This window comes from Streptomyces sp. NBC_01450 (assembly GCF_036227505.1).
Classification (GTDB): domain Bacteria; phylum Actinomycetota; class Actinomycetes; order Streptomycetales; family Streptomycetaceae; genus Streptomyces.
The window spans coordinates 10,055,968-10,069,382 of the sequence record NZ_CP109480.1 but is presented as its reverse complement, the minus strand read 5'-3'; the positions used below and the strand labels follow the sequence as shown (position 1 = coordinate 10,069,382).

The window sequence follows — 13,415 nt, the reverse complement described above, 5'->3', positions numbered from 1 at the left end:
ATGACGGGTCGGACCGGTCTCTCCCGACGGCTGGCAGCCCCGGTGGCCGGTCCGGGCGCGAGGATAGATGCCGGTCGGATGAGTCGGAAGTGCCGTATGCGGACTGCTGGTTACGGGGTGATGAAGGGTGCGGGTGGGGGCGGGGGTGCGGAGCTCGGGCACGTGAGGCCCGCGGGTGGGGCGGGGGTGTGGAGTTGCGGCAGGTGGGGCCGCGGGTGGGTCTCAGTCGGTCGCGTCCGCCATCGCCGTCTCGGCCGCCGCGCGGTAGAAGGCCATCTGGTCGACGAGCGGCTGGGGTGCGTGCGGGGCGAAGCAGAGGTCGAGGTTCTCCGCCGATGCGGCCGCCGCGGCCTCGCTGCGCGGGAACAGCGCCTGCTCGTACACCGTCAGAGCCTTCTCCATGTCGTCGGGGTGGGCGGCGATGGCCGTCGCGAGTTCGGCGCCGTCGAGCATGGCCAGGTTGGCGCCCTCGCCGGCGAACGGCGACATCAGGTGCGCGGCGTCTCCGAGCAGGGTGACACCCGGGACGCGGTCCCAGCGGTGTCCGACCGGCAGGGCGTGGACCGGGCGGGCCACGAGCGCCCCGTCCGCGTCGGCGATCAGCGCCCGCAGCCGCGTGTCCCAGCCTTCGAAGTGTTCCAGGAGACTCGCCTTGGCCGCTTCGGTGTCCGTGAAGTCGATGGGGCCGGACATGGCCCAGTCGACCGGCGTGCGCAGCGCGGCGTAGACGTGCAGCGAGCCGTCGGGGGTGCGGTGGGCGAGAAAGCCGTGCCCCTCGGCGAGCGCGAACATCATGCCGCCGCCCACGACAGCGGCGCTGTCCGGGTGCCGGGTGTCGGCGTCGAGGAGGTGCGCCTCGACGAAGGAGAGGTCGAGGTAGGCGGGGGTGGCGTCCGAGACGAGCGGCCGCACCTTCGACCAGGCGCCGTCGGCGCCGATCAGCAGGCCGGCGGTGATCGTCCGCCCGTCGGCGAACGTCACCTCGTGGCGGCCGTCATCGAGCGTCCGTACGCCGGTGACCTTCGCGCCCCAGCGGACCGTGCCGTCGGGCAGGGAGCCGAGCAGGAGGTCGCGCAGCACTCCCCGGTCCACCTCGGGCCGTGCGTCGCCCTCGCCCTCACCGTCGTCCGCCATCCGGACGGTGGCCTCCTGGTCGAGGATGCGCATGGCCTCGCCACCGGGATGGATGATCGCCCGGAACTCGTCGTGGAGACCGGCGGCCCGCAACGCGGCCTGCCCGGAGTCCTCGTGTATGTCCAGCATGCCGCCCTGCGTACGGGCGGCCGGTGAGGCGTCGAGGTCGAAGACGGCGGACTCGATGCCGTTCAGGTGCAGGACGCGGGCGAGAGCGAGGCCGCCGAGACCGGCGCCGACGACGGCGATGGGGTGGTGAGTGGACAAGGTGACGCTCCTTCGGAACGGGTGACTCGATCCTTCTGTCACCACAAAGGTAGCGAACATGTTCGTCGCGAACAAGTATCTAGCGATCGCGTTCGTTCCCATGAGACGCGAGGAACCCACCCCTGCCCGGACTTCAGCCCGGCTCACTGAGACAGGGTCTGGCCACCCAGATCGGCCCGCGGGTGTCCGTACCGCCCCTCGGCCGACCGCACGACCAGGTGCTCTCCGCGCTCACGGAGAGAAGAGACAAGGGGATCATTACGTGGCGAGCCGGTAGATCCGGTAGATACCGGTAGATGCCGGTAGATAGGGGCTGTCCGGAATGGACACGCCGCCGGTGCGGCCCGGGGCCACGGACCTCAATCCGGGAAGCCGGGAAGCCGGGGCGGCGAGCCACCGACCCTGACTCCCGGCGGGCAGCCCCGGCTGATACCGGGTGCGGGCAGCCACGCCGGAAGCCCGGTAGCGGGCGGTCCCGTCCGAGACCGGGTGCGGCAGTCGGAAGGCCGCCCAGCATTAAGTCAACGCTCAGTCGTTCTCGCGGGCCGCGTCGCACTGCGACCGAGGCCGCGGGCGGCACCCACATCGAAGCTCACCCGCGGGGGCCGGGGGTGCGGACGGCGCTCCCCCGAGCCCACACAGAAGAGCCGAGACCACCGCGGGCCCCGTCGCGCGGCCGACCCCCGCAGGGGCGTTACCAGCGGCCCTCCACCTGCTCCTTGATCCGTCGGTCGTAGAGTTCCTCGATCGCGTCCAGCGTCTCCCCCGGCAGCGCCGGAAGCTTCGCGGCGGTCGCGTTGGCGTGGGCCTGTTCGGGCGAACGGGCGCCCGGGATCACCGTGGTCACGCCGGGCTGCTGGATGATCCAGCGCAGCGCCAGCTGGGCCGGCGTGACGCCCTCCGGGGCGAGGGCGGAGAACTCGGCCGCCGCCTCCACGCCGGTCACGAAGTCGACGCCGGAGAAGGTCTCGCCCTGGTCGAAGGCCTCCCCGTGACGGTTGTACGTCCGGTGGTCGTCCGCCGCGAACACCGTGTCCTTGGTGTACCTGCCGGAGAGCAGTCCGGAGGCCAGCGGAACGCGGGCGATGATCGCGACGCCCGCCTCCCGGGCCGCCGGCAGAACCTGCCGCAAGGGCTTCATGCGGAACGGGTTCAGGATGATCTGCACGCTGGCCACGTTCGGCCGCGCGATCGCGGTCAGCGCCTCGTCACAGGTCTCGACACTCACCCCGTAGGCGGCGATCCGCTCCTCCTCGACCAGCGTGTCCAGCGCGTCGAAGACCTCGTCCGACGAGTAGACGGGGGTCGGCGGGCAGTGCAGCTGCACGAGGTCGATGCGGTCGACGCCGAGGTTGCGCCGCGACCGGTCGTTCCACGCACGGAAGTTGTCGAGGACGTAGTTCTGCGGAATCTGCTCGACCCGGCGGCCCATCTTCGTCGCCACCATCACGTGGAGGTCGGGTCGGCCACTGAGGAAGGACGCGATCGCCTGCTCACTGCGCCCGTCGCCGTACACGTCAGCGGTGTCGAAGAAGGTCACCCCCGACTCCGCCGCCGTCTCCAGCACCGCCTCGGCGTCCTGCGCGCTCACGTCGCCCCAGTCGGCGCCGAGCTGCCACGTACCGAGACCGATGACCGATGCCTTCTGCCCTGACCTGCCGAATTCACGCTCGTCCATGCCGTCAGTCTGACATCTCCACGCACCCGTGCCCGCTCGCGCCCCCCACGCGGCGCAACCGTGCGTCATTCACTCACATAACTGAATCGTTTCGACGAGCCGGTGATGCGTGTCAACCATCACGCACCGTGAACCGTGTGACCGACCATTCAGAAAGTGAAGGGCGAAGTGCGGCGGTCTCACTCGGCGGCAGCGATCGGCTGCTCCTGGGCGGGCGCGCTCGTCTCGCGGAACAGCAGACGCGCGGGAACCGTGAGGAGCCACCAGTACTTGGCCGCCGTCGGCGAGGCGAGCGACACCGGAATCGAGGTGGCGAAGACGAGGACGGTCAGGAGGCCCCTCAGGACCGACTGCCTGAACTGCACGGGGAGCACGGTCGGCTTGGCAAGGGCCGGACTGACCCACAGGCGGGCGGACATGGCCGTGAGCAGCCCGACGGCCAGGACGATCGTCGCCGCGTAGACCGAGGTGGCCACAGAGGTGTCGCCGTACTCGCTGATGAGGCGCGTGGGGAACGGGAGCGCGGCCACGACGGCGAGCAGAGCGAGATAGAGGCGGAGCAGCCAGCTGTCGAGCGCGGCGATCTGCCGGAAGAGCGCGTGCTGGCCCAGCCACAGGGCGCCGATGACGGCGAAACTCAGCAGATACGCCCCGAACTTGGGCAGGGCGTCCCTCAGCGCGGCTCCGACCTCGCCGTCGGCCAGTCCCTCGGGAACGGTGATGTCGAGCGCGAGCAGCGTGATGGCGATCGCGATCACCGCGTCGCCGAAGGTGACGAGTCGATCGGGATCCATCATGGCGTCGCGGCGGGGAGGGCGCTGGACACGATTGGTCATCAGAAGTGCACCAGGGGTGTGGGGAACGCCTGTTGGCGTCCGCGGGGACGGCGAGCGGTCAGAGTACAGGCGACCACTCCCGTGCACTCCCGCCCCGGACGAAGCCGAGAAGTTCCTTTGCCAGACCGAAAACCGCCCGGCCGGACGAACCTCACACCGCCCACCCCTCCGCGTGGAACGTCGGCTGTTTGCCGTCCCTGGGAGGGTTCGAGCGTTCAACTCCTTGTGAATACAGGTCAATTCGACGCCAGCCATGCTTCATCTCTTGACGATCCTGGTTCAGACCTTTAGGTTCACCGATCACTACAGCTCCATGGATGCACTCGACATTCACGGACGTGAACACCCCCCACATTCAGCCTCCCCGAAGGGCTGTGACCCTCTGATGGCAAGACAATCCCTTGCGCGCTCCGCCGCACTGCGCGCCACCCTGACCACAGCGGTTTTCGCTCTCTCCGCCGGCGCTCTGAGCGTCTCCCCCGCCGCGGCCGCCACCGGGACGATCACCGGACTCGCGGGCAAGTGCCTGGACGTGGCCGGCGCGAACTCCGCGAACGGCACGGCCGTTCAGCTCTACGACTGCAACGGCACCACCGCCCAGCAGTGGACCGTCGGCTCCGACGGGACCGTACGGGCCCTCGGCAAGTGTCTTGACGTCGCCGGCAACTCGACCGCGGACGGGGCCAAGCTCCAACTGTGGGACTGCGCAGGCGGCGCCAACCAGAAGTGGACGGTCTCCTCCGCCCGCGACCTCGTCAATCCGCAGGCCGACAAGTGCGCCGACGTCACCGGCAACACCTCGGCCAACGCCACGCCGATCCAGCTCTGGACCTGCACCGGCGCCGCCAACCAGAAGTGGACCGCGCCCGCCGCCGACGGCGGAGGCACGCCTCCCTCCGCGCCGATGGCCGTCGCCCCGTACCTCTACAACGGCTGGGGCAACCCGCCCAGCCCCACGACTGTCATGAACGCGACCGGGGTCAAGTGGTTCACGCTCGCGTTCGTCCTGAGCAACGGCTACTGCAACCCGCAGTGGGACGGCAGCCGCGCGCTGACCGGCGGCGTCGACCAGCAGACCGTCAACACCGTGCGGGCAGGCGGCGGTGACGTCGTCCCGTCGTTCGGCGGCTACAGCGGCAACAAGCTGGAGAGCTCCTGCTCCAGCGCCGGAGAACTGGCCGCCGCGTACCAGAAGGTCATCAACGCGTACGGGCTCAAGGCGATCGACATCGACATCGAGGCCGACGCCTACAGCAACACGACGGTCCAGCAGCGCACCGTGGACGCGCTCAAGACCGTGAAGGCCAACAACCCGGGCATCAAGGTGTACGTCACCATCGGCACCGGGCAGAGCGGCCCCGACACCAGCCTGATCAACCGGGCCTCGGCAGCCAAACTGACCGTGGACGCCTGGACGATCATGCCGTTCGACTTCGGCGGCGCCGGCCAGAACATGGGCACGCTGACCCAGAGGGCCGCGGAGGGTCTGAAGACGGCCCTCAAGAACGCGTACGGCTACAGCGACGACCAGGCGTACCGGGACATGGGCATCTCCTCCATGAACGGCATCACCGACAACAACGAAACCGTCACCACCGCCGACTTCCAGACCATCCTCGGCTACGCGCAGCAGCACCACCTCGCGCGGCTGACGTTCTGGTCGGCCAACCGTGACCGCCCCTGCCCGGGCAGCTACCCGAACGACGACACCTGCTCCGGTGTGGCCCAGAACGCCTGGCAGTTCACCAGCATCTTCGCCAAGTACACCGGCTGACGGACGCGCTCCCCCCTCCACACCCCATCACCACAGGAGAAATCCGTGCCCATATCCGTGCCCAGACGGAAGAGACTGTCCGGTCGCCACCGGATACCGAGGGTTGTGACCGTGGCCGCGCTCGTGGCGACCACCGTGTCCGGCATCGAGTTCGCCTCGCAGGACTCGGCGAGCGCGGCGGCCGCCGCCATCCCGACCGGCTACACCACCGTGGTCAACAAGGGCAGCGGCAAGTGCGTCGACGCCCGCTCGGCCGCGAGTGCCGACGGCACCGCCGTCCAGCAGTACACGTGCAACGGCAGCACCGCTCAGAACTGGCAGCTGGTGGCCACCAGCGGCGGCTACTACCGCGTGAACAGCAACCTGGACGCCACAAAGGCCTGGGACGTCACCGGCGTCTCCACCGCCGACTCCGCGCCCGTCCAGCTGTGGACGTACTCCGGCGGCAACAACCAGCAGTGGCTGCCGGTCGCCGAGGCGGACGGCGCCTACCACTTCGTCAACCGCAACAGCGGGAAGTGTCTGGACGTCCCGAGCGCCTCCACTTCGGACAGCGTGCAGTTGGCGCAGTACACCTGCAACGGCACGGCCGCGCAGTCCTTCACCCTGGGCGGCGGCACGACGAACCCGCCGGGCACTCCGGACTTCGGTCCCAACGTGACGGTGTTCGACCCGTCGATGTCGGCGTCCAGTATCCAGTCCAAGCTGGACTCGGTCTTCTCCCAGCAGGAGACCAACCAGTTCGGCTCGGCCCGCCAGGCCCTGCTGTTCAAGCCCGGCACCTACAGCGCCAATGCCAACGTCGGCTTCTACACGCAGGTCGCAGGCCTGGGCTTCTCGCCGGACGACGTGACCATCAACGGTTCCGTGCACGCGGAGGCCGACTGGTTCCAGGGCAACGCCACGCAGAACTTCTGGCGCGACGCCGAGAACCTGTCGGTCAACCCCACGGGCGGCACCGACCGTTGGGCCGTCTCCCAGGCCGCCCCGTACCGGCGCATGCACGTGCGCGGCAACCTCGCACTTGACGACGGCGGCTGGTCCAGCGGCGGCTTCATCTCCGACACCAAGGTCGACGGACAGATCCAGTCCGGCACCCAGCAGCAGTTCCTCACCCGGAACTCACAGATGGGCAGCTGGTCCGGCTCCAACTGGAACATGGTCTTCGTCGGCGACCAGGGCGCACCCGCCCAGTCCTTCCCGACGTACACCAACGTCGCCAGCTCCCCGACGATCCGCGAGAAGCCGTTCCTGTACGTCGACAGCGCGGGCGCCTATCAGGTGTTCGTGCCCGGGCTGCAGTCCAACGCCGTGGGCACCACATGGAGCGGGAAGACCCCGGCGGGCAAGTCCATGCCGATCGACCAGTTCTACATCGTCAAGCCCGGCGCCACCGCGGCCGACATGAACTCCGCCCTCGCGGCGGGCAAGAACCTGCTGGTCACACCCGGCGTCTACCACCTCAACCAGACGATCAACATCACGCGCGCCGACACGGTGGTGCTGGGCATGGGCCTGGCCACCTTCGTGCCGGACGGCGGGATCACCGCCGTCACCACCGCCGACGTGGACGGCATCCAGCTGGCGGGCCTGCTGATCGACGCGGGTACCACCAACTCCGCCACGCTGATGCAGATCGGCCCGGCCGGTTCGTCCGCCACCCACGCGGCCGACCCGACACAGCTGTCCGACGTCTTCATCCGGATCGGCGGCGCCACCGTCGGCAAGGCGACCAATTCGCTGGTGATCAACAGCGCCAACACGATCATCGACCACACCTGGATCTGGCGGGCCGACCACGGCAACTCCGGCACGGTCGGCTGGACGACCAACACGGCGGACAACGGCCTGACCGTCAACGGCAACAACGTGACCGCGTACGGCCTGTTCGTCGAGCACTACCAGAAGACTCAGGTCATCTGGAACGGCAACGGCGGCAGAACGTACTTCTTCCAGAACGAGATGCCCTACGACCCGCCGAACCAGGCCTCCTGGATGAACGGCACCGGAAAGGGCTATCCCGCCTACAAGGTCGCCGCCTCCGTCACCTCCCACGAGGCGTGGGGACTGGGCAGCTACTGCTACTTCAGCGCCAACTCGAGTGTGGTCGCCGATCACGCCTTCGAGGTGCCGAGCGTGTCGGGCGTCAAGTTCCACGACATGGTGACCGTCTCACTGGGCGGTGTCGGCACCATCAGCCACATCATCAACAGCACCGGCGGACCGTCCAACTCCAGCACCAACGTCGCCTACCTCACCAACTTCCCGTAAACCGCACGAAAGGAACGCTCACCAGATGCACACCATCAGATCCGGTTCCACCCGCGCGGCCTTACGGATCCTCCTGCTGCTGGCGGCCCTGCTCGGCCTCGCGGTGCCGCCCGCCGCCCACGCGAGCGCCGCCGCGACTCCGTTCAAGGTGCTCGCCCTCTACAGCGGTACCTACGACGCGGCGCACATCGACTTCGACAAGGAGGCCAACGTCTGGTTCCCGCAGCAGGCCGCGGCGAACGGCTTCACCTACACGGCCAGCACCAACTGGGACCTGCTCAGCAACGGCGGTGTCAACGCCTATCAAGTCGTGCTGTTCCTCGACGACTTGCCGCAGACTTCCGCCCAACGGGCCGGTTTCGAGGCGTACATGCGGGGCGGCGGCGCCTGGATGGGCTTCCATGTCTCCGCCTTCACGACCGACGCCGCGAGCTGGTCCTGGTACCACAACCAGTTCCTCGGCTCCGGGAACTTCCAGTCGAACACCTGGGGTCCGACGTCGGTGACCCTGAAGGTCGAGGACCGTACGCAGCCGGCCACCAAGAATCTGCCGGCTACGTTCACCTCGTCGGTCAGCGAGTGGTATAGCTGGTCCAACGATCTGCGGCAGAACCCGAACATCAAGATCCTGGCCTCGATCGATCCCAGCAGCTTCCCGGTCGGAACGGATCCCAACCAGTCCTGGTACAGCGGCTATTACCCGATCCTGTGGACCAACACGCAGTACAAGATGCTGTACGCGAACTTCGGCCACAACGCGATGAACTACACGACCAACACGCGCCTGTCGTCGACGTTCGCGAGTGCGACACAGAATCAGTTCCTGCTCGACGGACTGAAGTGGCTGGGAGGAGCGGACACCGGCACGCCCCCGGCTGACTCCCCCTCCGAGACCGCCTGGTACTCGCTGACGAACTCCGGCAACGGCACCTGTGTGGACGCCCGTTCGGCCGCCACGGCGAACGGGACCGTGATCCAGCAGTACACCTGCAACGGCACCCAGGCCCAGCAGTTCCAGTTCCGCTCGACCGACAGCGGGTACCGGCAGGCCGCCATCCGTGTCGATCCACAGCAGGTCATCGACGTGACCGGTGTCTCGACGGCCGACAACGCGCCGCTCCAGCTGTGGAGTTACTCGGGTGGACAGAACCAGCAGTGGCTACCGGTGAAGGAGAGCACCGGGCGCTACCACTTCACCGCTCGCCACAGCGGCAAGTGCCTGACGGCGGCGAGCGCCTCGACGAACAGCGTCCAGCTCACCCAGCGCACCTGCGACGGCTCCGCGGCCCAGAGTTTCACGCTCACCGCGCAGCCCTGACAGCGAGGGACCGGTGCCCCCGCCGTATGTGGCGGGGGCACCGGTGCGTCGCGTCAGGGATGTGCCAGGCGGGCGAGTTCGGTGCCGGCGAGCAGGAAGGCGCCCACGCCGAAGTTCGCGGTGCTGTCGTAGGTGACGGGCTGGCTGGATTCCGGACGGTCGCCGACGTTCTGGACGTAGCCGAGGAAGCCGTCGGGGTGTACGGCCGTGGTGACGAGGCCGTTCCAGGCACGGGCCGCGACGGGGACGTAGGCGCGCCGGTCGACGAGGCCGGCGCGAATCGCGTAGGAGGTGCCATAGAGGAAGAAGGAGGTGCCGCTGGTCTCCGGGCCGGGCAGATGGGTGGCGTCGGCCAGGTTGACGTTCCAGAAGCCGTCGGTGCGCTGGATCCCGGCGACGGCCGTCACCAGGCGTACGAGGGTGTCGCTGTATTCGCCGGTGTGCCGCTCACCGGGCGGCAGCGCCTTGAGCGTCTTGGCGTGCCCGCCCGCCACCCAGCCGTTGCCGCGCGACCAGACCACCGGCTTGCCCGCGGGCGAGAGGATCGCTCCGGGGAGCCCGGGGAGGAATCGCTTGTCCCGGTACCAGAGCCCGGTGGCGTCGTCGTACAAGCCGGGGCCGCCCTCGACGCGCTTGGTGTGGTCGTAGAGGGCGTACAGCTTCTGCCAGTACTGGGGGTCGCCGCGGAGCGCTCCGATCCTGGCGAACGGAGGCATCGCCATGTGCAGGGCATCGTCCCACCACCAGTCGTCGTTCTTGTCCGGCTGGTCGGTGTAGACCATGCGGTGGAGCGACTCCTCGATGGCGGAGATCTTGCTCTCCTCCGGCTCGATCTCGTACAGGTCGAGGTAGGCCTGCCCGACGTTGTGGTTGTCGGCATGGCGCGTGGTGACCCCGCCGTTGAGGCCGTACGCGTGCTTCTCGGCCCAGTTCCTGGCGTACGCCAGATAGCGCGGGCTGCCGGTCAGGCGCTGGAGGGCGAGCAGTCCGCTGAAGAAGGTGGCGTTGGCCCAGCCGTTGTCGCCGGGGTCCGTGTGCGCGCCGATCCACTGGTCGGCCACGCGCCGCAGAACGGCCACGACCGCGCCTCTCGACGGCAGCGGCCCGGCGGGTGGAGCGGCTTGCGCGGTTCCCGTGAGGGCGGGCTGGAGCGCGGCGGCGGCCGTGAGGGCGGCTCCACCAGTCAACAGGCGTCGTCTACGCATATGAACAACTCCTACGGATGGGGACTCACATCCTCAACACCCGCCTCAGCCGGTGTCCATGGCCCGTCGTCAACTTGTCGCGGATCAGGCCAGGTTCACATCCTGATGCGATCTTCATGGAGCGAAATCCCGACGGTATGGTTTCCCGCTCGCACCGGCCCATGTCGCCCACCAGGCCCGCGACCTCACGTTCCATGTCCGCCGAGCTACTGCGTGTGGTCGTCCATGCCCTGGTCAGCACGGTCCGTGAGCTATGTTGAGTTCTCGTGGGACACGAAGGAGGCACATCGGTGCCATCGCCGCAGCAGGCACGCGCTCAGGCGTCCGCGATCACCTCGGGGAAGACTGCTCCGGAGGCGGGCGCGGCACCCACGTCCCAGCTCAGGGAGTTGTTCGACGGCCCCCGGCTCTCGCCCGGGCAGCGCCGCATCGCCCAGTACCTGATCGAGCACATCACCGAGGCGGCGTTCCTGTCGATCACCGATCTCGCGGAGCGCGTCGGGGTGAGCCAGCCGTCGGTGACCCGCTTCGCCGCGGCGGTCGGCTTCAGCGGCTACCCCGCACTGCGGGAGAAACTGCAGGCCATCGCACTCAGCACGCTCTCCAGCACCCCGGGCGCGCCCGCGGAGGACCAGGGCAACGAGCTGCAGTTGGCGGTGGACGCCGAGATCGAGAACCTCGAGAACCTGCGCCGCGACTTCGCCGATCCGGACCAGGTGATCACCATCGGCCGCGCGCTGTCCCGGTCGACCCCGCTCACCATCCTCGGACTGCGCATCTCGGTGTCGCTGGCCGAGTACTTCGCGTACGCCGCCCGCCGCATCCACCCCGATGTACGGTTGGTGACGCGGGGCGGGAGCGTCGCCTACGACGCGCTGCTCCAGTCGCGCGAGGCGGGCGGCACCTGGCTGCTCGCGTTCGGGATGCCCCGGCACGCCCAGGAGACGCTGACCGCGGTACGGGTCGCCCGCAGTGCGGGGTTGAAGGTCGCCCTGATCACCGACCTGGGGCTCGGGCCGCTCGCGGACGAGGCCGACGCCACTTTCACCGTCGGCACCGGGGCCCGCCTCGTCTTCGACTCCTACGCCGCCCCCGTCATGATGTCGGCGGCACTCCTCCAGGCCATGTCCGACGCCGACCCGGAACGGACACAGGCCCGACTGGAGGAGTACGAGCAGATCGCGGAGCAGCACCACTTCTTCCTCAAGGACTGACCCGGCGCGAAGGACTGAACCGGCGCGGCTCCCCTCTCGCGCACCCCCTGTCACCACGGCATCACGGGATCATTCGACCCATATCGTGCATGAATTTTTTCATGTTCTTGCGCATCCGGCGGCATATATAAATACTGCTCGCGGATGCGACCAGGAGGCCTCCGGGTCACGTCCTACGGCCATCCGGGGCCGTCCGCTCCTACCCGCATGGGGCCCCGGATGTTCGGACGGGCCCCGCGTGAGCGGGTGCCCGCGGTGGCGGCCCCGGCCATCCCCTAGACCGGGGCCGCCCACAACCCGCTGACCCCTTGCCGCCGACGTGACCCGGAAGCGATGAACATGGCCCTCACGACGTACTCCCCGATCACCTCGGACTGGCCGTGCCAGGTCAAGACCCCTGGCAGCTTCGACTGGGAGCGCTCCGCGACCAAGTGGCTGCGCGAACTGGTGCCGGCCCGCTACGCGAGTTACCCGGCGCTCATGAAGCACCCCGTGCTGCTCGCCCGCCACGCCCAGATCCAGGTGCAGCACGAGATCCGGGTCGCCCGGACCGCCCTGCAGACCGCCCGGTCCGAACTTCCGGCCCTCGGCCTGCACGAATCGGTCATCGAGCACACCATCAAGATGTACGCCGCCGAAGTCCTGCAGCTCAACCACATCGCCCGCAGCGTCCGAGCGGTCACCCAGGCGCTCGTCGACCACAGCCCCGCGCGAAACTGAGGTCCCGGGTCCAGGTGGTGGTCCCGGCGGGATCATCACCAGGAGACGTCGTGGACACCCAGAGGCCGAGGACCGATCAGACGAACGGTGGAGCAGCGGAGGAGTCCGCGGGTTCGCGGGCCCTGGACGTGCGGTGGATCCACGGATCCCCGTCGGCCAAGCACAACACCGATCCCGACATCCAGGTCCACGCCCACGACGCGCACACGATGATCCTGCGGCAGAACATGGCCGTCGACTACGAGGCGCCGTTCCTGTTCCTGCTGTTCGGCGAGGCGCGAGCCGTGCTGATCGACACCGGCGCCACGGCCTCGGCCGCGTACTTCCCGCTGCGGCGGGTGGTGGACGAGCTGATGGAAGCGTGGCTGACCGCCCGCCCCCGGGACGGTTACGAGCTGTTGGTGCTGCACACCCACCCCCACGGCGACCACATCGCGGGGGACGGACAGTTCGCCGACCGCCCCGGCACCACGGTCGTCGACGCCGCCCTCGACACGGCCTGGCCGTTCTTCGGCTTCGACGACGACTCCGAAGGCGTCGCCCACGTCGATCTCGGCGGCCGGGTCCTGGAGTGCCTGGCCACGCCGGGCCACCACGCGGCCGCGGTGACGTTCTTCGACCCCTGGACCGGCTTCCTCCTCACCGGTGACACGGTCTATCCCGGCCGTCTGTACGTCGAGGACTGGGCCGCGTTCACCCGCACCGTCGACCGCCTGATCGACTTCTGTGCCCAGCGGCCGGTCACCCACGTGCTCGGCTGCCACATCGAGATGACCCGGCAACCGGGTCAGGACTATCCCGTCCGCACCACCTACCAGCCCGACGAGCCGCCCCTGCAGATGACGACGGATCAGCTGCGCGACATCCGCGCTGCCATCGAGACCGTCGGTGACCGCTCCGGCCGACACGTCTTCGACGACTTCGTTCTCTGCCGCCGTGACGTTCCCCGGGGGGAGTAGAAGCCGTACGGCCGGACTGTCAGGGGTGCGCAGTACGGT

Annotated in this window: 10 protein-coding genes; 6 read left to right on the top strand and 4 right to left on the bottom strand. The window is 68.8% G+C overall.

The annotated features are described in order from the left end of the window. Window positions 1–222: 222 nt before the first annotated feature. From OG568_RS44880 to OG568_RS44870, 3 genes are all read right to left on the bottom strand, one after another. Window positions 223–1,401 carry an FAD-dependent oxidoreductase gene (locus OG568_RS44880; RefSeq protein WP_329535740.1) on the bottom strand — a complete coding sequence of 393 codons (1,179 nt, stop codon included), beginning with the start codon at window positions 1,399–1,401 and terminating at the stop codon, window positions 223–225. Window positions 1,402–2,095: 694 nt separating this feature from the next. Next, window positions 2,096–3,079 (bottom strand): aldo/keto reductase, encoded by a 984-nt coding sequence (locus tag OG568_RS44875; protein WP_329535739.1) that lies wholly within the window; start codon window positions 3,077–3,079, stop codon window positions 2,096–2,098. A gap of 179 nt (window positions 3,080–3,258) precedes the next feature. Further along, window positions 3,259–3,915, bottom strand: a complete 657-nt coding sequence (locus OG568_RS44870; protein WP_329535738.1) for a TMEM175 family protein — start codon at window positions 3,913–3,915, stop codon at window positions 3,259–3,261. 385 nt (window positions 3,916–4,300) lie between these two features. On the opposite strand from OG568_RS44870, the gene OG568_RS44865 reads away from it, so the two are divergent. The 3 genes from OG568_RS44865 (at window position 4,301) to OG568_RS44855 (ending at window position 9,278) form a co-directional block, all read left to right on the top strand. After that, on the top strand, window positions 4,301–5,689 hold the full coding sequence (locus tag OG568_RS44865) for a ricin-type beta-trefoil lectin domain protein (RefSeq protein ID WP_329535737.1): 1,389 nt from the start codon (window positions 4,301–4,303) through the stop codon (window positions 5,687–5,689). A 111-nt stretch (window positions 5,690–5,800) separates the two neighbouring features. Further along, window positions 5,801–7,960 carry an RICIN domain-containing protein gene (locus tag OG568_RS44860; protein ID WP_329535736.1) on the top strand — a complete coding sequence of 720 codons (2,160 nt, stop codon included), beginning with the start codon at window positions 5,801–5,803 and terminating at the stop codon, window positions 7,958–7,960. Between the two features lie 25 nt (window positions 7,961–7,985). After that, window positions 7,986–9,278, top strand: a complete 1,293-nt coding sequence (locus tag OG568_RS44855) for a ThuA domain-containing protein (protein ID WP_329535735.1) — start codon at window positions 7,986–7,988, stop codon at window positions 9,276–9,278. Between the two features lie 53 nt (window positions 9,279–9,331). Here OG568_RS44855 and OG568_RS44850 read toward each other — a convergent pair whose 3' ends face one another. Further along, a complete protein-coding gene (locus tag OG568_RS44850) occupies window positions 9,332–10,483 on the bottom strand; it encodes a glycoside hydrolase family 88 protein (RefSeq protein WP_329535734.1) in 1,152 nt (383 codons plus the stop codon). A gap of 290 nt (window positions 10,484–10,773) precedes the next feature. Between OG568_RS44850 and OG568_RS44845 the strand changes: the two genes are divergently transcribed. The 3 genes from OG568_RS44845 to OG568_RS44835 all read left to right on the top strand — a co-directional run bounded on the left by OG568_RS44845 (window position 10,774) and on the right by OG568_RS44835 (window position 13,376). Beyond that, window positions 10,774–11,697 (top strand): MurR/RpiR family transcriptional regulator, encoded by a 924-nt coding sequence (locus OG568_RS44845; protein ID WP_266418358.1) that lies wholly within the window; start codon window positions 10,774–10,776, stop codon window positions 11,695–11,697. Between the two features lie 339 nt (window positions 11,698–12,036). After that, entirely contained in the window at window positions 12,037–12,417 is a 381-nt protein-coding gene (locus OG568_RS44840) for a hypothetical protein (RefSeq protein ID WP_266422140.1), read from the top strand. Between the two features lie 50 nt (window positions 12,418–12,467). Beyond that, window positions 12,468–13,376 carry an MBL fold metallo-hydrolase gene (locus OG568_RS44835; protein WP_329535733.1) on the top strand — a complete coding sequence of 303 codons (909 nt, stop codon included), beginning with the start codon at window positions 12,468–12,470 and terminating at the stop codon, window positions 13,374–13,376. The last annotated feature ends 39 nt before the right edge of the window (window positions 13,377–13,415 follow it).

Coding starts and splice junctions, on each gene's coding strand:
- OG568_RS44850 (WP_329535734.1), bottom strand. CDS start 10,483: ATGCGTAGACGACGCCTGTTGACTGGTGGAGCCGCCCTCACGGCCGCC.
- OG568_RS44840 (WP_266422140.1), top strand. CDS start 12,037: ATGGCCCTCACGACGTACTCCCCGATCACCTCGGACTGGCCGTGCCAG.
- OG568_RS44855 (WP_329535735.1), top strand. CDS start 7,986: ATGCACACCATCAGATCCGGTTCCACCCGCGCGGCCTTACGGATCCTC.
- OG568_RS44875 (WP_329535739.1), bottom strand. CDS start 3,079: ATGGACGAGCGTGAATTCGGCAGGTCAGGGCAGAAGGCATCGGTCATC.
- OG568_RS44870 (WP_329535738.1), bottom strand. CDS start 3,915: ATGACCAATCGTGTCCAGCGCCCTCCCCGCCGCGACGCCATGATGGAT.
- OG568_RS44865 (WP_329535737.1), top strand. CDS start 4,301: ATGGCAAGACAATCCCTTGCGCGCTCCGCCGCACTGCGCGCCACCCTG.